Origin of the sequence: Bradyrhizobium paxllaeri (assembly GCF_001693515.2) — a bacterium.
Lineage (GTDB): Bacteria > Pseudomonadota > Alphaproteobacteria > Rhizobiales > Xanthobacteraceae > Bradyrhizobium > Bradyrhizobium paxllaeri.
Genome location: NZ_CP042968.1, coordinates 7,830,396 through 7,848,596 on the forward strand (window position 1 = coordinate 7,830,396; position 18,201 = coordinate 7,848,596).

General features: G+C 64.8%; 15 protein-coding genes and 1 riboswitch. Of the genes, 10 read left to right on the forward strand and 5 right to left on the reverse strand.

The genetic code is table 11. The features are described from left to right. Positions 1-38 precede the first annotated feature (38 nt). Positions 39-1,079 (forward strand): MBL fold metallo-hydrolase, encoded by a 1,041-nt coding sequence (locus LMTR21_RS37505; protein WP_065750820.1) that lies wholly within the window; start codon positions 39-41, stop codon positions 1,077-1,079. 105 nt (positions 1,080-1,184) lie between these two features. Here the strand turns inward: LMTR21_RS37505 and LMTR21_RS37510 are convergent, their stop codons facing one another. Genes LMTR21_RS37510 through LMTR21_RS37520 form a run of 3 tightly spaced genes read right to left on the reverse strand, consistent with a single transcriptional unit; the run spans position 1,185 to position 3,837 of the window. Next, positions 1,185-2,015 (reverse strand): ABC transporter substrate-binding protein, encoded by an 831-nt coding sequence (locus LMTR21_RS37510; RefSeq protein ID WP_065750821.1) that lies wholly within the window; start codon positions 2,013-2,015, stop codon positions 1,185-1,187. After that, positions 2,015-2,797, reverse strand: a complete 783-nt coding sequence (locus LMTR21_RS37515) for an ABC transporter ATP-binding protein (RefSeq protein ID WP_065750822.1) — start codon at positions 2,795-2,797, stop codon at positions 2,015-2,017. The genes LMTR21_RS37510 and LMTR21_RS37515 overlap by 1 nt, the downstream gene beginning before the upstream one ends. Then, entirely contained in the window at positions 2,794-3,837 is a 1,044-nt protein-coding gene (locus tag LMTR21_RS37520) for a FecCD family ABC transporter permease (protein ID WP_065750823.1), read from the reverse strand. Before LMTR21_RS37520 ends, LMTR21_RS37515 begins: the two co-directional genes overlap by 4 nt. A gap of 133 nt (positions 3,838-3,970) precedes the next feature. Continuing rightward, positions 3,971-4,169, forward strand: a riboswitch (cobalamin riboswitch). Positions 4,170-4,281: 112 nt separating this feature from the next. Here LMTR21_RS37520 and LMTR21_RS37525 point away from each other — a divergent pair. From LMTR21_RS37525 to LMTR21_RS37535, 3 genes are all read left to right on the forward strand, one after another. Next, on the forward strand, positions 4,282-6,558 hold the full coding sequence (locus LMTR21_RS37525) for a TonB-dependent receptor (protein ID WP_065750824.1): 2,277 nt from the start codon (positions 4,282-4,284) through the stop codon (positions 6,556-6,558). Between the two features lie 121 nt (positions 6,559-6,679). Continuing rightward, a complete protein-coding gene (locus LMTR21_RS37530) occupies positions 6,680-7,684 on the forward strand; it encodes a DUF6925 family protein (RefSeq protein ID WP_065750825.1) in 1,005 nt (334 codons plus the stop codon). A 206-nt stretch (positions 7,685-7,890) separates the two neighbouring features. Further along, positions 7,891-8,163, forward strand: coding sequence for a hypothetical protein (locus LMTR21_RS37535; protein ID WP_065750826.1), 273 nt, complete (start codon positions 7,891-7,893; stop codon positions 8,161-8,163). Positions 8,164-8,188: 25 nt separating this feature from the next. Here the strand turns inward: LMTR21_RS37535 and LMTR21_RS37540 are convergent, their stop codons facing one another. Beyond that, entirely contained in the window at positions 8,189-8,431 is a 243-nt protein-coding gene (locus tag LMTR21_RS37540) for a hypothetical protein (RefSeq protein WP_065750827.1), read from the reverse strand. Between the two features lie 162 nt (positions 8,432-8,593). Here LMTR21_RS37540 and LMTR21_RS40475 point away from each other — a divergent pair, with 162 nt between their 5' ends. From LMTR21_RS40475 to LMTR21_RS37550, 3 genes are all read left to right on the forward strand, one after another. Next, a complete protein-coding gene (locus LMTR21_RS40475) occupies positions 8,594-8,755 on the forward strand; it encodes a hypothetical protein (protein ID WP_187399435.1) in 162 nt (53 codons plus the stop codon). Between the two features lie 412 nt (positions 8,756-9,167). Beyond that, positions 9,168-10,382 carry an MFS transporter gene (locus tag LMTR21_RS37545; RefSeq protein ID WP_065750828.1) on the forward strand — a complete coding sequence of 405 codons (1,215 nt, stop codon included), beginning with the start codon at positions 9,168-9,170 and terminating at the stop codon, positions 10,380-10,382. Positions 10,383-10,479: 97 nt separating this feature from the next. Next, positions 10,480-12,222, forward strand: coding sequence for an N-acyl-D-amino-acid deacylase family protein (locus tag LMTR21_RS37550; RefSeq protein ID WP_065750880.1), 1,743 nt, complete (start codon positions 10,480-10,482; stop codon positions 12,220-12,222). Positions 12,223-12,426: 204 nt separating this feature from the next. Here the strand turns inward: LMTR21_RS37550 and LMTR21_RS37555 are convergent, their stop codons facing one another. Beyond that, positions 12,427-13,701 carry an MFS transporter gene (locus LMTR21_RS37555; protein WP_065750829.1) on the reverse strand — a complete coding sequence of 425 codons (1,275 nt, stop codon included), beginning with the start codon at positions 13,699-13,701 and terminating at the stop codon, positions 12,427-12,429. A 272-nt stretch (positions 13,702-13,973) separates the two neighbouring features. Between LMTR21_RS37555 and LMTR21_RS37560 the strand changes: the two genes are divergently transcribed. The 3 genes from LMTR21_RS37560 to LMTR21_RS37570 are packed head-to-tail and all read left to right on the forward strand — an operon-like array spanning position 13,974 to position 18,194. After that, the gene (locus LMTR21_RS37560) at positions 13,974-14,660 is read left to right on the forward strand and encodes an ABC transporter ATP-binding protein (RefSeq protein ID WP_187399429.1); all 687 of its coding nucleotides are present in this window, start codon (positions 13,974-13,976) and stop codon (positions 14,658-14,660) included. Then, the gene (locus tag LMTR21_RS37565) at positions 14,657-17,119 is read left to right on the forward strand and encodes an ABC transporter permease (RefSeq protein ID WP_065750830.1); all 2,463 of its coding nucleotides are present in this window, start codon (positions 14,657-14,659) and stop codon (positions 17,117-17,119) included. Before LMTR21_RS37560 ends, LMTR21_RS37565 begins: the two co-directional genes overlap by 4 nt. Then, positions 17,109-18,194: a lipocalin-like domain-containing protein gene (locus LMTR21_RS37570; RefSeq protein WP_065750831.1), complete on the forward strand. Its 1,086-nt coding sequence runs from the start codon at positions 17,109-17,111 to the stop codon at positions 18,192-18,194. Before LMTR21_RS37565 ends, LMTR21_RS37570 begins: the two co-directional genes overlap by 11 nt. Positions 18,195-18,201 lie beyond the last annotated feature (7 nt).

The window sequence follows — 18,201 nt, forward strand, 5'->3', positions numbered from 1 at the left end:
TCCTGCGCGAGATCTAGATTGAGAGCGCGGCAGCAGCCATGATCTTTCGCCAACTCTTCGACAGCGTTTCCGGCACCTACAGCTACCTGCTGGCGAGCCGCGCCGGCGGTGAGGCGCTGATCCTCGATCCCGTGCTGGAGAAGGCCGACCGCTACTGCCAGCTCCTGCGCGAGCTCGATCTGCGGCTGGTCAAGGCGGTCGATACCCATCTGCACGCCGATCACGTCACGGGCTTGGGCGAGCTGCGCGACCGCACCCAGTGCATCACCATCATGGGCGAGCAGAGCAAGGCCGACGTGGTGTCGATGCGGGTGTCCGACGGCGACAAGGTGACGATCGAGGGGCTATGCCTCGATGTCATGTACACGCCCGGCCACACCGACGATTCCTATTCTTACCTGATGGGCGACCGGGTCTTCACCGGCGACACGCTTCTGATCCGCGGCACCGGCCGCACCGATTTCCAGAACGGCTCCTCGCGTGCGCAATACGAGTCGATCTTCAACCGGCTGCTGAAGCTGCCGGAGGAAACGCTGGTGTACCCTGCGCACGACTACAAGGGCGACACGGTTTCCACCATCGGCGAGGAGAAGCGCCACAATCCGCGGCTGCAGGTGCGCAACGTCGACGAATATATCGAGCTGATGGCCAATCTGAAGCTGCCGAACCCGAAGATGATGGACGTCGCCGTGCCCGCCAACATGCATGTCGGCCTGCACCAGGAGGAACTGGCCAAGCAGGGGCTGGCACTCTCGGCCCGCGACGCCATCAACAGTCTCGGCCGGCCCGATATCCTCCTGGTCGATCTGCGCGAGACCGGCGAGCGCGCCAAGCACGGCACGATCTCCGGTGCGCTGCATGCGCCCTACCCCGGCATCAACGAAAGCCTGCAGCCCGGCGGCATGCTGCGCGAAGTCGCCGCCGCCACCGGCCACCGCGTGGTGTTCTTCTGCGCCTTCGGCGAGCGCTCGGCGATGGCGGTGGCCGCGGCGAAGAATGCGGGGCTGACCAACACCGCGCACATCGAAGGCGGCATCGACGCGTGGAAGAAGGTCGGGGGCCCGGTGGTGATCGGGTGAGCACCGGCGCGTAGGGTGGGCAAAGGCGCTCTTGCGCCGTGCCCACCATCTATCAACAGATCGCGCTTGAATGGTGGGCACGCTGCGCTTTGCCCACCCTACGAATTACCGCCCCACCCGCTTCAATTCCGCCGTCAGCGCATCGAGCGCGTCCGCCAGCAGCACACCGCCGCATTCCGTCATGCGTTCCGGAATGACAATCCGTTTCGCCGGCGGATAGAAGCGCTCCAGCGCCGGATGCAGCAGGAAGGCCTGACCGTCATCGCGCGCGACATCACCGGCCTGTGAAACCACCAGGAAATCGGGCCGCAAATTCACGATCGCCTCCAGCGAAGCAAAACCGCCGAAGGTAAAACCGAGATCGCCGGCCGCGCTGCGCAGTCCGGTCTCAGTCAGCAGCGAACCGACAAAACTGTCGCTGCCGGCCACCCAGCCGCGCCGCGACAGCGGCAGCACGCGATAATGCCGTTCCGAAACCGCCTGGCGGGTGCGCGCCAGCGCCGCATCGAGCCGCGCGATTTCCGCCGCCGCGCGATCCGGATGACCGGTGATGTCGCCGGCTTCCCGGATCTGCTGCCGCGCCTCATCGAGCGTTCGTGGCACCGCGAGTTCGGCGAGACGAAGCCCTTTCGCCTTCAACAACTCGCGCGTCGCGCGCTTGTCGAACGCGCTGGCGACGACAATGTCGGGCTTTATCAGCAGCACATCCTCGGCTCCGCCTGACAGCACCGGATAGCGGCTGAGGTCACCCGCCTGCGATTGCCAGCCGTCGCGCGAGAACCGGCTCAATCCGAGAATCTGCTCGGGGTCGGCGAGCGTCAGCACCAATTGATCGGTGCAGACGTTCATCGATACCAGGCGCGGCAGATTGGCGGCCGACGCGGGACTGCCCGACATCGTCAGCACCGCGGCCACAATTGCGAACCGCCATTGCATCAAACATCCGCCCACGGCACGATCACCGCCTCGCGCTGATATTCCGCGCGATAGGCCGAGATCCGGAACACATCGGCCATCACCTGTTCGGACAGCGCCGCTGCCGGCGCGCCCTGCGACACCAGCCGGCCCTCGCGCAGCACCAGCACATGGTCGGCAAACCGCGCGGCCAACCCCAGATCGTGCGTTACCACGATCACCAGCACGCCGTTGTCGGCGGTCGCGCGCAAATTCTGCATCACGTCGATCTGGTGCCGCGGATCGAGCGAGGCCGTCGGCTCATCGGCGAGGATGACCGGCGCCTCCACCGCCAGCGCGCGGGCCAGCGCGACGCGGCTGCGCTCGCCACCGGAGAGTTCGGTGACGCGGCGATCGCTGAACTCGATCACGTCGACCGCCTGCATCGCACGCAGCACGGCTTCCGCGTCCTTCGGCGACAGTCGCGCCGGATCGGTCGCGCCATGCGGATAGCGACCGAGCGCGACGATATCGCGCGCCGGCAGCGGCCAATGGACGACATGCCCCTGCGGCAGATAGCCGAAGCGTTTTGCGCGCTCGCGCAGCGGCAGCGAGACCAGCGTTTGGCCGCCGATCTCGATCTCGCCTTCGGAAGGAATCAGCCCGGCCAATGACCGCAACAGCGTGGTCTTGCCGGCGCCGTTTGGTCCGACCAGCGCCACCAGATGGCCCGCTTCAAGCGCGAGCGAGACGTCCTTCAGCACGACGCGACCGGCGAGCCGCACGCTAAGTCCCCTTGCGGTCAGCAGTGCTGCCTCGCTCATGCGACGCCTCCGCCGAGCGCGCGGCGTTCGCGCATGATCAGATAGAGGAAGAACGGCACGCCGATGATCGAGGTCAGCACGCCGACCTTGATGTCCGAGGTCGAGGGGATGATGCGCACGGCGATATCGGCTGCCAGCAGCAGCGCCGAGCCCGCGAGCGCGCTCGGCACCAACAGCCGCCCCGGATCGTGGCCGATCACGGGCCGCATCAAATGCGGCGCGACCAGACCGATGAAGCCGATGGTGCCGGTAACCGCGACCGCGCCCCCAACGCCGAGCGCGACGCCCGAAATCACGAACAGCCGGAGGCGGCCGACATCGACGCCGAGGCTTTGCGCGGTTTCTTCGCCCAGGCTCAGCGCGCGAAAGGCATGGCGCTGGCTGAACAGCATGATCGCGCCGGCAATGATGAAGGGAAACGCCAGCACCACATGCTGAAAGCTGCGGTCTTCCAGCGAACCCAAGAGCCAGAACGCGATCTCCAGCACCACGAAGGGATTGCTGGAGAGGTTCATCACCAGTGCGGTGGCAGCGCCCGCAAAACTTGAAATCGCCAGGCCGGAGAGAATGAGGATCAGCAGCCCGGCATTGCGGCCGGCGATCGACAGCAGCACGAAGACAGACGAGAACGCCGCGACAATTGCTGCGACCGGCAGCGCGTAGGAGCGCACATCGGCGAGCCCCAGCGCAATCACCAGCACGGCGCCGAAGGCGGCCGATTGCGGCGCGCCGAACAGCGAGGGCGAGGCCAGCGGATTGCGGAGCAAGCCCTGCAACGATGCGCCCGACAGGCCGAGAATGGCGCCGATCGCGAGCGCCAGCAGCGTGCGCGGCAGGCGGATCTCCCGCACGATCACCTGCGACACGTCGCTGCCGGCGCCCAACAGCGCCTGCGCCACTGAAAGCGGCGACAGCCGCACCGGCCCGATGCCGAGCGAAATCAGCATCAGGAACACAACGAGGACGGAAAGCGCGGCCACCGCGCCGATCCGCCGGCGCGCGGCAATCTCGTTGGTCAGGGTTACGGCCTCAACACTCATCGATGGTCCTAAAGCAGGTTTGCGCGCTCTGGTACAGAGACGGGCACGCGTGCTCATGCGGCAAAAATAGCGCACTCGTCCAGTAGGGATTGCTGGGCGCGCCGGAGCGGATTGACTCGAACTTTGACGAACTTCTACCATAGTTCCCGACGGTTCCCGTTTGGGGATCAAAAGGGAATGCGGTGCGGGGAGATCCCCCAATTCCGCGGCTGCCCCCGCAACTGTAAGCGGCGAATCCTTCGTCACACGCCACTGGGCATCTCGGTCCTGGGAAGGCGACGATGGGGTAACGACCCGCGAGCCAGGAGACCTGCCGTCAGCCGTGGTCACACGCGAAGATGTCGGTCGGGGAGTACAGGCATTAGCTTCACCTAAGCTCGGTTAGCATACGGTGAGACTTGGTTCGCTGTGACGTGCCACTGACGTCATACCGGGGTCTGAACCATGTCTTCCATCAGCAGAGCCGCCAAGCGCCGCCGCGTCTGGCTTACCTCCAGTTTTCTCCTACCGATCGTATCGCTCGGCATTTCCGGAGCAGAGGCGCAGACGCCGCCTGAGCAATTGCCGCCAATCGAGGTCACCTCGCCCACCGACCCGAACCGGACCCGCGCCAAACCGACCACCGATGAAGGATCGACCTCGCGCCGCGTCGTCCCGGCGGCAGCGCCCTCGACCGGTAGGCGGCCAGCAGCCGGGACGGGCTCGGACGCCTCATCGCAAAGCGCTTCGCAAGGCGCTGATGGCAGCGGCGGCCGGCAGTTCTCCGGCATCGTCGGTACTGCGTCGACCGTAATTACCGCCGATGAGATCGCTCATTCGCCCGCACAAACGTTGCAGGAAATCATCGCGCAAACGCCCGGTGTGCAGCTGACCAGCCTGTTTGGCGGCGTCAACGGCGCCAAGACCAGCGTCGACCTCCGCGGATTCGGCGCGTTCGCAACGTCAAATACCCTGGTGCTCATCAACGGCCGAAGGCTCAACGACATCGACATGGCCGGCGTCGATTTTTCGACCATTCCGCGCGATTCGATCGAGCGTATTGAAATCACGCGCGGCAACAGCGGCGCGGTGCTTTACGGAGACAATGCAGTCGGCGGCGTCATCAATATCGTCCTGAAGAACGGCGTTGGCGGCCCGCCAGTTGCCATGCGCGCGGAGGCCGGCGTCGGTTCCTTCAACCAGCGTCTGGCCAATCTCTCCGTGGCGACGAATACGGGGCCGTGGTCGACGTCATTTTATGGCAACGCCATCAAGTCCGACGGCTATCGCGAAAACAACGCGCTCGACCAGAAGAACGGGGTCGGCAATCTCAATTACACCACGCCCGACCTCAAGGCCTTCCTGACGGTGACCGGCGACGACCAGAAGCTCGGATTCCCCGGCGGTCGCATCGTAGATCCCTCGATCGGCGTCAATGAGCTGGTGACAAACCGCCGGGGCGCCGCCACGCCGTTCGATTACGGCAACCAGCAGGGCGCCAGCGCCACCACCGGCTTTACCAAGACAATCATGAACGGCATCGACCTGATCGTCGACGGCGGCGTTCGGAAGAAGGACACGCAAAGCGGTTTCTTCGGCGCTGTGCCGTTTGCCTCGCCGCTTCCGAGTTTCTCCTCCACTTATAACGACGCATCATTGCTGACCTGGTCGATCACGCCGCGATTGAGCGTCAAGCACTCGATCTTCGGAGTTCCCTCGCAGATCCTGACCGGCATCGATTATTACGACGCGACATTCAATCAGGATCGCGGAGCGTTCAAAGGCCTTGCGCCGACCCATATCTACGACCTGTCGCAACAGACGCTGGCCGGCTACTGGCAGCACACTCTTGGCCTGTTGCCGACGACCGATTTCTCCTATGGCGCCAGGATTCAAAACACCAGCCTGAGTGCCCGGGATCGGTTCGATCCCAATGCGCCCGGTTGCGCCATGTTCTTCAATTGCAGCCCCGCGGCCTCTCCGTTGGACAGCAACGAAACGCAATATGCGCTGCATGTTGGCCTCGAGCATCGCTTCAATAGCGTGTTCTCGGTATTCGGCCGCGCCGCGCGCGCATTCCGAACCCCGACCGTCGACGAGCGCGTCTCCAACGGTCCCTTCTTCGTTCCAGGGACTTTCCAGTTGAAGACCCAGACCTCGTACGACATCGAGGGCGGATTCCGCATCAAGAGCGGTGGCTTCCAGATGCAATCGAGCATCTACAACATGGATCTCGAGAACGAGATCCATTTCATCCCGGCGCTGTTTTTCAACGTCAACCTCGATCCGACCCGCCGCTACGGCTCCGAGACCAGCGCTTCGCTGCGCGTCAGCGACACGGTGACGCTCCGCGGCGGCGTGGCCTATACCCGCGCGGTGTTTCGCGAAGGGGAGTTCGCCGGCAACGACGTGCCGCTGGTGTCCCGCTACACCGCGAGCGGCGGCGTGACCTGGAACATCTGGCAGAATTACCTGGTGTTCGATGCCACGGTGCGCGCCTGGAGCGAACGCTTCATGGACAATGACCAGGCCAACACCCAGCGGCGTATTCCGGCGGACGCCACCGTCGATCTGAAACTGAGCGGCGCCTACGATCGCTTCTTCTGGTCGGTGGGCGTGAACAATCTGTTCAACGCACTCTACTATGACTACGCGATCGCCAGTTCGTTCACGCCCGGCCGCTTCTCGGCCTACCCGCTCGCCGGCCGCACCTTCATGGTGAAGGCCGGCGCGACGTTCTGACCCGAGCCGCCGGTTCGGCGACAAGCCGGGCCGGCTTGTCCTGACCTGACGAGAAGGTATTCTCCTTTCGCTTATTGCCGGGGAGAATATCTTTCATGCCTGAACCGCGTCCGTTCCGGCGATGAGTGCCGCCGCCATCGATCTTCTGCGGCGGGAAATAGCCAATCCCGATACGCAATGGAGCCTCGGCACTTTCGGCGCCATCGCCGAGTTTTCGCGCGATCAGGGCGAACCAGTGCGCCTCGTCCAGTCGGACGAAGCTGTTTCCGCGGTGACCCCGCGCGGTGGTATCGCGCTGAAACCCGTTGCCGGTACCCGCGCCTTTCCCTCGGAGGGCATCACCAAGACCGGCTGGAATCAGCGGGTCGCGCTGGTGCTGCCCGCGGACCATTGCGCAATGAGCCGGCGCACCGTGCTGACGGAGATCGGCACCGATCGCGAGGCGCTGCGCGCCGAGGATCGCCGATCCATCCTGTTCGACCTCGGTCTCGGCGCGTTGCAGGCCGACTTCTGCGTCCGCATTGCCAACCCCGATCTCGCCGCGCGGCTGCGCGAACTCACGGGCCGCGCCGTGTTCGCAGCCGATAATCCGGCGATGGCGCTGATACTCGCGGCCAATCCGCATCGCGTCTTCATCAGCCGGCTCGGGCGCATCGAGGTCTATCAGACGATCCCGCCGCCATCGGGCAAGAGCCCGGAGGGGCCTCACACGCATGTGCTGCCAAAGCTGTTGAACAGCGGCCGCACCCATCCGGCAACCGAGCCGGTGCCTGAAGGCATGGTCCCCTGCGCGCATCTCTATCCTCCGCATCCGGCGCGCGATGGGCTGGGCGAGGCCCGGCCGTTCGACGTCACGCATCATCGCGCGTTTCAGGCGATGCTGGCTGTGTGCGGCGATCCCGAAACATTGGCGGTCAAACAGCGTGTGATCGATGCAGTGCTTACCGGCGAGCCGCCTTCGGCGATCGCCTCTGGTCGTCACGGCCGAACCAGCATCCGCATCGCCTTGCGGCAGATGAAATCGCAAGGATATGCATCAACGGCGCTGGACGCCTGGCTTGCCAGCTTCGACCTAGGCAGCCCGGACGAACAGGATGATGCAGCGGAACTGCACAGGCATGATTGATTTGGAAAGAAAGCGACATCTTTTCGACCAAAAATAACGCTTTCTGTGATCAGATCCCGTGATAAATGAAGCCGCAAAATCGCTCGACGATTTCTGTCGTAACTCGAAAGACGTGACAGGAGCGAATGTCGAAGCTGCCGCCTATCCAAACTGATTCGGTTGGGCTAGCGGTCAAAAACAACACAGTAGATTGAGACTGACTTGAAATGACGAACGACGATCAAGATCGCTCCGACCGGGCCGCAAGAGCGGCCGAGGAAGCCAGGTCCGCCATGGCCGAGCGGGAAGCCGCCACGAAAGCCACGCTCGATAACATGGCGAGGTTGAGGGCATTGCGGCTGGCGCGCGAAGCAGCCGAGCCGCCGCGTGCGCCTGCGACAAAGAAGGCGCGCGCTGCCAAGGCACGGAAGCCGGCGGAGAAGACCCCGGCCCTTTCCGACTGGCTGGCGAACCAGCAAAGCGGCGGACGGCGAATCTGAGCGAGCCGCTCAGAAGTCCGGTGCGTTACGCCGGCCCCGGCCAATCGATCAGCGATCGCGTCTTGTTCTCGGCGTCGTAGACCTGCACCTGCAGCATCTGGAAGCGGTTCTTCAATGCCATGCCCGCTTCCTCCGCCGACTCGACCGTATCATGATGCGACTTGAAGTGACCATCGACCACCAGTGAGTAACCGGTGGTTGGCGCCTTGTCGGCACGGATGGTCTTGCGCGGCTGCGGTTCATCCAGCGCAATGCGGGGCTTCTTCATACTGGCTCCATGTAAGGCCCTTCGGGCTGCAGCCGCAAAAAGGGCGAGAAGAATCGTCTGACTGGCGTTAGGATGCCGGCCAAAGGCGGCAGATTGAGGTCATGCCGTTACCCTGAGTCGGCACGCAGCGCAAACGTCGATTGATCCGGCAAGAGGCATCACATGGACATGGGCGGAACGGGCAGGAAGAACGAACCTCCGAAAAAAGCGGACGACAAGCCGAAGAAGCCGGAGCGCATTCCGGCCGAGGATGAGGATTACGAGGACGGCGACATCGCGACGCCGAAGCATGATCGCTCGGATAATGATGATGAGCCGTTGTGAGCGCGGCGTACTCCACGGCGCTCGTGATCAACAGGTAAGACCGTAGGGTGGGGCGGCTCGTCCGCCGTAGCTCAGCGAGCGAAGGCGGAAGCGTGCCGATAATTCAGGATTACGTTCGCGGATAGATACGGCGCGTCACGCCTTCGCCACCCGACGATTCCAGCGCTTACTTCGCTGCACGAGCCGAGATGCTGGAACCTTCCGAGACGAACTTCCGGAGCGGCCTTGCGGGATCAGGCACATCCGATCATTGCCGCGCCAAGCGGCCTTTGTCTTCCCATTTCATGACACCGTTCGCGCGCCCTGCCCTCCGCAGGGGCAGCCATGCAGCGGCATTCATGGACAAATAACGGCCTGCCTATATTTTCAGCCCGCCCCACCGGGTCGCAGTCACACGGGATCTTGAGCTGACATGGTCGATATTCTGGCCGCACCGCAACGGGCCAAGGCGGATAGTTCGCTGCGCACGCTCGCAGCGATTTCGGTCGCCCATTGGGTCAGCCATTTTCATCTGTTCGTGCTGCCGATGCTGTTTCCGTTCCTCAAAGCGCAGCTCGGCGTCGGCTATATCGAGCTCGGTTTCGCACTGACCGTGTTCGGCGTCGTCTCCGGCCTGACGCAGGCCCCGATCGGCTATCTCGCCGACCATATCGGCGCGCGAAAGGTTTTGCTGATCGGCCTCACCGTCGGTGGCCTGGCGCTGATCATGCTCGGCCTGCACCTGAGCTACGCCTCGCTGATCGTCTGCGCCGCCCTGCTCGGCCTCGCCAACAGCGTCTATCACCCCTGCGACTACGCGATCCTGTCGACACATATGGATACACGGCGGATGGGCCGCGCCTTCTCGATCCACACCTTTGCGGGTTTCCTTGGCGGCGCGGTGGCTCCCGCAATCGTGGCCGCGCTGGTGGCAGCCTTCGGCGGCCTTGGCGCGCTGATCGTCGCCGGCGCGGTCGGCCCGGCGGTGGCGCTGCTATTGATCGCCGTGAAGATTCCCGATGCGAGTTCGGCCGATCGCAAGGCCGATGGCGCACCGGCGACGCAGCAGAGCATCGTGACGCCGACCCTGATCGTGCTGACGATCTTCTTCATGCTGCTTGGTCTGTCCAATGCCGCCATCAGCAATTTCGGCGTGGTCGCGCTGATGAGCGGCTATGGCGTGACGTTCTCGGCCGCCAACATCGCGCTGACCGCGTTTCTCGGCGCCAGCGCGGCCGGCGTGCTGGCCGGCGGCTATCTCGCCGACCGCACCAAGCGTCACGGCAATGTCGCTGCCGCCTGCTTTGCGATCAACGCCGTCATCATCACGATTATTGCGGTGACCAACCTGCCACCGGTCGTGCTGACCGCCGCGATGGGGCTGGCCGGATTCCTCGGCGGCGTCATCGCACCCTCGCGCGACATGCTGGTCCGCAATGCCGCACCGGCAGGCGCTGCCGGCCGCGCCTTCGGCATCGTCTCCACCGGCTTCAATTTCAGCGGCATCCTCTCCCCGCTGCTGTTCGGCTGGATCATGGACCAGCACCTGCCGCATTGGGTGTTCGGCGCGTCCGTCGCCTTCATGGTGCTGACCGTCCTGCTGGCGCTGGTGACGGACCGCAAGCCCGCGGAACCCGCCAAGGCATAACTACCTGCCGATGCATTCCTGAGCCTCATCCCCGGCGGTTGACAGCATCTGGCGGCGTCGGATGATGCGGCAACAAAACAAATACGGGATGGAAGCCATGACCTCGACCCCCGACCTCGTGATCCGCGGCGGCACCATTGCCGATGGCAAGGGTGGCGATTTGTTCGAAGCGGATGTTGCCATCTCGGGTGGCCGCATCACCGAAGTCGGCAAAGTCGCCGCCAAGGGCAAGGAAGAGATCGACGCCAAAGGCAAACTGGTCGCGCCCGGCTTCGTCGACATCCACACCCATTATGACGGGCAGGTCACCTGGAGCCAGGACATCACGCCCTCGTCGCAGAACGGCGTGACGACCGCGATCATGGGCAATTGCGGCGTCGGCTTTGCGCCGTGCCGTCCGGCCGATCACGTCAGGCTGATTCAATTGATGGAAGGCGTCGAGGACATCCCCGAGCCGGTACTGAGCGCCGGCATTCCCTGGGCGTGGGAAAGCTTTCCGGATTACATGGACTGGCTGTCCAAACGAAGTTTCGACATGGATATCGGCGCGCAACTGCCGCACGCGGCGCTACGCGTTTATGTAATGGGTGAGCGCGGCGCACGGCGCGATCCCGCAACGCCCGAGGACAATAAGGCGATGGCGGCGCTCGCCGGGGACGCCGTGCGATCAGGCGCATTGGGATTCTCGACCTCGCGCACCCTCAACCACCGCACCTCGACCGGCGACTACACGCCGACGCTGAAGGCGGGCGAAGATGAATTGACTGCGATCGCCGCCGCGATGCATGGCGTCGGCCGCAGCGTGCTTCAGTTCGTGCTCGACCAGAGCACCGTGCACGAAGACCTGCCGATGATGCTGCGGGTCGCCGAAAATACCAGATGTCCGATCTCGTTTTCCGTCGCCCAGGCGGACAAGGCGCCGCGGCGCTGGCGGCAGACGATGGACACCATCAATGAAGCCGCCGCTCGCGGCCTCTCGATCACCACCCAGATCGCCGCGCGGCCCGTGGGGTTGCTGCTTGGGCTGGAATTGTCACGCAACCCGTTCCAGACCCATCCGAGCTACCGCGCGATCGCCAACCTGCCGCTGGCGGAGCGGCTCACGCATTTGCGCCGGGCGGAAGTACGCGCCGCCATCCTGAGCGAGACGGCGACGGCAACCGACGATCCGCTGTTCTTCCGCCCGAACTACGACAAGATGTATCTACTGGGTAATCCCCCTGATTACGAGCAGCCGCCGGAAAATGCGCTCGGCCCGCAAGCCCGCCGGCAGGGCCGACAGCCGGAAGAACTTGCCTATGAGGCGATGCTGACGGACGACGGCCGCGGCATGCTCTATGTGCCGTTCCTCAATTATGCCGACGGCAATCTCGATGCCGTGCATGAGATGCTGCGCGAGCCCAGCGCCGTGCCGGGCCTTTCCGACGGCGGCGCGCATTGCGGCATCATCTGCGACGCCAGCTTCCCGACCTACCTTTTGACGCACTGGACGCGCGACCGCAGCCGCGGCGAAAAACTCTCGATCCCGTTCGTGGTCGCCGCGCAGTCACGCAAGACCGCGCTCTCGGTCGGCCTCTACGACCGCGGCGTGATCGCGCCCGGCTTCAAGGCCGACGTCAACGTGATCGACTATGACCGCCTGCATCTGCATCCGCCGAAGGTGCATTACGACCTCCCCGTCGGCGGCCGCCGCCTGATGCAGCAAGTGGATGGCTATGATGCCACCATTGTCTCCGGCGTGGTGACGCAGCGCGGCGGCAAGGCCACCGGCACCCGTCCGGGCAAACTGGTGCGCGGCGCGCAAGGTTCAAAGCCGCAGATGGATGCGGCGGCGAGTTAGCTTCATCTTCCCCTGGAGGGGTCCGAGACGAGCGAAGCTCGCTCGTGGATCGGTTCTCATGAAATGCGAACCGAGGTGGGGTGACGGTCTCTCCACGTCCAACAGCGCCCGGGTGGATAGACTGTCGCCCCACCTCGTCTTGCATTCGCTTCGCGAAAGCAAGACGACCCGCCCCCTCAAGGGGCGGGTGAAGTGCCGCATCCCTCACGCAAACTTCGGCTGTGCGGCGGCCTGCGCCATCAGCCTTGCGCGTTCCGTGTTCGGCCAGAGCAGCAGCAGCCCAAGCAGGCCTGAAGCCGCCATGATCACGGCGTTGATGGTGAAGCCGGCCATGTAACCGTCGAGCGGCACCGCCGCATTCTGGATCACGGCGCCCATCACGAACGGCGCGATCATTCCCGCCAGCGTGTAGATTGCGCCGTAGATCGCGAGCACGGCGCCGCGCTGCTGCACCGGCGTGAATTCGCCGAGCATCGGCGGGCAAACCACATAGATCGATCCGCACAGCCCGGAGCCGATCACGAGCAGCGCGATCTGCAACCCCGCGCCGTTGATCAGCGGCAGCACGGCAAGGATCAGGCCACCGACGATCAGCGGCACCGAGCCGAGCACGCCGCGGGAGACGCGCGTCGTGAAGCCGCGCGCCAGCATCACCTGCGAGATCCAGCCTGTCAGCAGCACGATGGTCGCGCCGAATACCCAGGGCAAAACTGAAATCCAGCCCGCATCCTTCTGCGAGAAGCCCAGCCCCTTGACGATGAACGGCGTGAACCAGGTCAGGCCGAGCGACAGCGCCCAATAGGCGCCGAAGGTCGCGGCGCAGCAGCCGATGAAGGTTCGTGAGGTCAGGAGCTGGAAATAGGCAACGCGCGGATCCGTCGTGGCCGTCTGGACCGTCTGCACCAGCGGGCCTTCCTTGCCCAGCACCAGCCACGCCGCCACCCACATCAGGCCGACCACGCCGAGCGCGCCGAACGCGTAGTGCCAGCTATGATTGACGATGATCCAGTTCAGCGCGGGCACCGCGAGGATCACGCCGAACGCCGAGCCCTGCGAGAGGATGGCGGTCGGCAGCGTCCGCTTCTCGTCGGGAAACCATTTGTAGATCGCATGCGCCGCCACGGCGAATGCCGGCCCCTCGCCGGCGCCGAGGATGATGCGGCAGATGACGAGCGTCGTGAAGCTGACAGTGCCGACCATGGGAAATTGCGATATCGACCAGATGATGGCCATCACGAGCAGCACCCAGCGGGTGTCGACGCGGTTGACGATGAAGCCGACGACGATGGCCGAGATCGAAAACAGGAAGAAGAACGAGGAGCCGAGGAAACCGAACTGCTCCGGCGACAGTTTCAGCTCGTCCATGATCGGCGCGCCGGCGAGACCAACCACGATCTTGTCGGCGAAGTTCACCAGCATGAACAGAAACAGCAGGAAGGTGATTGTCCAGGCGCCCTTGGGTGTCGGCTGCACGGTCATGCTGATTTCCTCATCCTCTTTGCTGGCTCTTATTACTGGCTCTTAAAGATCGGCCGGTTCCAATGGTACAAGGCGACTTGCGGCCAAGGCAACCGGGATTTCCACGGGACCCCTGCAACGCAACTGCCGACTGTCGCGACAGGCGGACGCCACCAACCGGATCACGATCACGTCGCCCCACAATTGAGGCCGTGATCCGGGACGCGCGCCCTGATATGTTGCATGCCATCACGTCAGGGGATTTTCATGGTCAATTCGGTCCATCGTCGCGCATGACCAACGGCAATCCCAGTGTGCCCGGTCCCGTGCTTCACGTGACCGGCCTGACCAAGAGCTACCGCGCGGCCGGCGAAGAGATCGCGGTGCTGCGCGGAGTGAATCTTATAGTCGCGGCCGGCGAGAGCGTGGCGCTGACCGGAGAATCCGGCAGCGGCAAAAGCACGCTCCTGCATTTGATCGCGGGCCTCGATGCCGCCGATGGCGGCGAGATCAGGCTGGCCGACGCGTCCGTCTCCGAGCTCAGCGATGCCGGCCGGGCGGAATTGCGCCGTGACCGGCTCGGCCTCGTGTTTCAGCAATTCAACCTGATTCCGAGTCTCACGGTGGAAGACAATCTCGTTTTCCAGTCGCGCATCGCCGGCCGTCATGATGCGGCCTGGCACCACGAACTGGTGGAGCGGCTCGGGCTCGGTCGTTTTCTGAAACGCTATCCCGAACAATTGTCCGGCGGCCAGCAGCAGCGTGTCGCGATCGGCCGCGCGCTGGCGACAAAACCGCTGCTGCTGCTCGCGGACGAGCCGACCGGCAATCTCGACGAGGACACCGCGGACGAGGTGCTGGCGCTGGCACGCGATCTGGTGACGCGCAGCGGCTGCGGGTTTCTGATGGTGACGCACAGCGCGCGGCTCGCCGCAACGCTCGACCGGCAGGTCAACCTTCATGCCGGGGTGATCGCGTGAAACGCGCGCTGTGGGCGCTGGCCGTGCTGCTGAGCCATTGGCGGCGGCACCCGATGCAACTCGCGACCCTGCTGATCGGATTGATCTCGGCGACCGCGCTCTGGAGCGGCGTGCAGGCGCTCAACCAGCAGGCGCGCACCTCCTATGATCGCGCCGCCGCGACGTTCGGTGGCACCCGCACCGCCATGCTGGTCGCCCGCAGCGGCGCAGCCTTTCCGCAACAACTCTTCGTCGATCTGCGCCGCGCCGGCTGGCCGGTCTCGCCGGTGCTGGAAGGCCGCATCCAGATCGAGGGACGGTCGTTCCGCCTGCTCGGCATCGAGCCGGTAACGCTGCCCGCCGAAGTCGGCGACGCGCCTGCGGTCGGCAAGGCCGATCTGCAAGCCTTCATGACGCCGCCGGGTACGATGCTGGTGGCACCAGAAACGCTTTCCGATCTCAAGCTGGCCGAGAGCACGCGCCCACAAGCCAACGGCGGCGCATCGCTGCCGCCGCTTCGCGTGCAGCCGAACCTCGTGCCCGGCGTGCTCGTCGTCGACATCGGCATCGCGCAGAGCATCCTGAAAATGCCGGACCAGCTCTCGCGCCTCCTGATCGGCAAGACGGCGGGCAGGCACGCGCCGCTCGAAAGCGTTGCCGGCGACAAGCTCCGCCTGATCGAGCCTGATGCCGAGACCGACCTCGAACGCCTTACCGACAGTTTCCACCTGAACCTGACCGCATTCGGGCTGCTGTCGTTCTTTGTCGGCCTGTTCATCGTCAATTCCGCGATCGGGCTCGCCTTCGAGCAACGCCTGCCGACCTTGCGCACCCTGCGCGCCTGCGGCGTCTCGGCACGGATGTTGAACGTCGTGCTGGTGATCGAACTGGTGTCGCTGGCGCTGGCCGCGGGGCTGATCGGCCTCGTGTGCGGCTACTTCATCGCAGGCGCGCTGCTGCCCGACGTCGCCGCATCGCTGCGCGGGCTCTACGGCGCACAGATTCCAGGACAACTGACGCTGAAGCCGCAATGGTGGTTCGCAGGGATCGCCATCAGCATTCTTGGCGCGCTGGCGGCGGCTGCGGCCAGCCTGACCAAGGCGCTGCGGCTGCCGCTGCTCGCCACCGCCCAGCCTTTCGCCTGGCAACAGGCGCAGCGGCGCTGGCTGAGCTATCAGAGCGCGCTGGCGCTCGCGGCGTTTGCAGCGGCTGGCGGCTTCCTGTGGTTCGGCGATTCCCTGATTACGGGCTTTGCCGTGCTTGCCGCACTGATGCTCGGCGCCGCGCTGATCCTGCCGATGCTGCTGGAGATCGTGCTGTCGCTTGGCCAGCGCTACGCGCGCGCGCCGCTCGGCATCTGGTTCTGGGCCGATAGCCGCCAACAACTGTCCGGCCTGTCGCTCGCATTGATGGCGCTGTTGCTCGCTTTGGCAGTGAATGTCGGCGTCTCCACCATGGTCGAGAGTTTTTCCCGCACGTTCCTGGTCTGGCTCGATGGGCGGCTGGCGGCGGATGTCTATGTCAATGCCGCCAATGACGAACAGGCGCACGAGATCAAGGCGTGGCTGCGCGAGCGGCCCGAGGTCGAGGCGGTGCTGCCCGGCGGCCGCGCCGATACGCAATTGGCCGGCGCGCCGCTCGAAGTGCTGGGCCTGCCCGATCACGCCACCTATCGCGACAACTGGCCGCTGCTGCAATCGGCCGACAACCCGTGGACCAAGCTTCGTCCCGGCGACGCCGCGCTTGTCAGCGAACAACTGGCGCGGCGGCTGCACCTTTCCGTCGGCGACCGCATCGAGGTATCCGCATCGGGCGGCAACTGGACGCTCGACGTGGTCGGCATCTATGCCGATTACGGCAATCCCAAGAGCCAGATCGCGGTAAACTTCGCCGCGCTGACGCGGCGCTTTCCGGAGATCCCGCTGACGCGGATGGGATTGCGGGTTACGCCGGAAAAAATCCCGACGCTGATCTCGGCGCTGCAGGAAAAATTCGCGCTCGGCGACCGCAACATTGCCGATCAGGCGACGATGAAGGCGGAATCGACCCGGATCTTCAACCGCACCTTTGCGGTGACGGCGGCACTGAACGCCTTCACGCTCGGCGTGGCCGGTGTCGCGCTGCTGACGAGCCTGCTGACGCTGGCCAATTCCCGCCTGCCGCAACTGGCGCCGCTATGGGCGATCGGCGTCACGCGGCGGCGGCTCGCGGCGATCGAGTTGTTGAAGACGATGTCGGTGGCGCTGATCACCACGATCTTCGCACTGCCGCTGGGGTTGCTGGTCGCGTGGTGCCTGCTCGCGATCGTCAACGTCAAGGCGTTCGGCTGGCGATTGCCGTTTCATGTGTTTCCGCTGCAACTATTGTGGCTCACCGGCGTCGCGATGGCGGCGGCGTTCGCGGCTTCCGCGCTCCCCGTCATCAGGCTGGCGCGCATGCAGCCGGCCAGCCTGATCAGGATCTTTGCCAATGAACGGTAGCGGCCCCATCACCCGCCGCGGCTTCGTCGGCAGCGCGCTCCTTGCCGGGCTGGGCGGCAGCGCGTTCGCGCAGGGTTTTGCGGGGTTGAGCGAAAGCGCGGATGGATTTGCAGCCGTTGTCCCCGGCAGGGCATTCGCATTTCCTGGGGATCACGGACCGCATCCGCAATTCCGGATCGAGTGGTGGTATGTGACGGCCAATCTCACCGATGCGCGCGGAACCGCCTACGGCGCGCAATGGACGCTGTTTCGCCAGGCGATCGCAGCTGGCGGAGCGCAGGAAGGCTGGGCCAACCAGCAGGTCTGGATGGGCCACGCCGCCGTCACGCGCGACGATACCCATCGCTTCAGCCAGACGTTTGCGCGCGGCGGCGTCGGCCAGGCCGGCGTCGAGGCGGCGCCGTTTCACGCCTGGATCGACGCCTGGGAGATGCGCGCCCTCGATTCCATGAACGATGACAATATCGCTCCCTGTGCGCTGAAAGCAGCGGGCGCCGACTTCAGCTACGCGCTGCGCCTCGATGCGGAGCGGCCGCTGACGCTGCAGGGCGACGGCGGCTACAGCCGCAAATCGCTGCGCGAACAGGCGTCCTATTATTACAGCCAGCCGCACTATACGGCGGCGGGCGTCCTCACCATTGACGACAAGCCCATCGACGTCACCGGCATGGCCTGGCTCGATCGCGAATGGAGCAGTCAGCCGCTGGCCGCGGACCAGAGTGGATGGGACTGGCTCTCGCTGCATTTCAATTCGGGCCACAAGCTGATGCTGTACCGGATGCGCCAGAACGACGGCCAGCATTACGGCTCCGGCAAGTGGATCTCACCTGACGGCACCGCCGAGATGCTCGGCTCCGACGACATCGTCATGACGCCGCTCATCGTCACGCAGATCGCGGGACGAAAGATCCCGACCTCCTGGCGCATTGCGGTCGCAAAAATGGCGCTGGCGATCGAATGCAGGCCGCTCAACCCGAAGAGCTGGATGGGCACGAGCTTTCCCTATTGGGAGGGCCCGATCCGCTTTGAGGGCAGCCACAGCGGGGTGGGCTATCTGGAAATGACGGGCTATTGAGCCCACG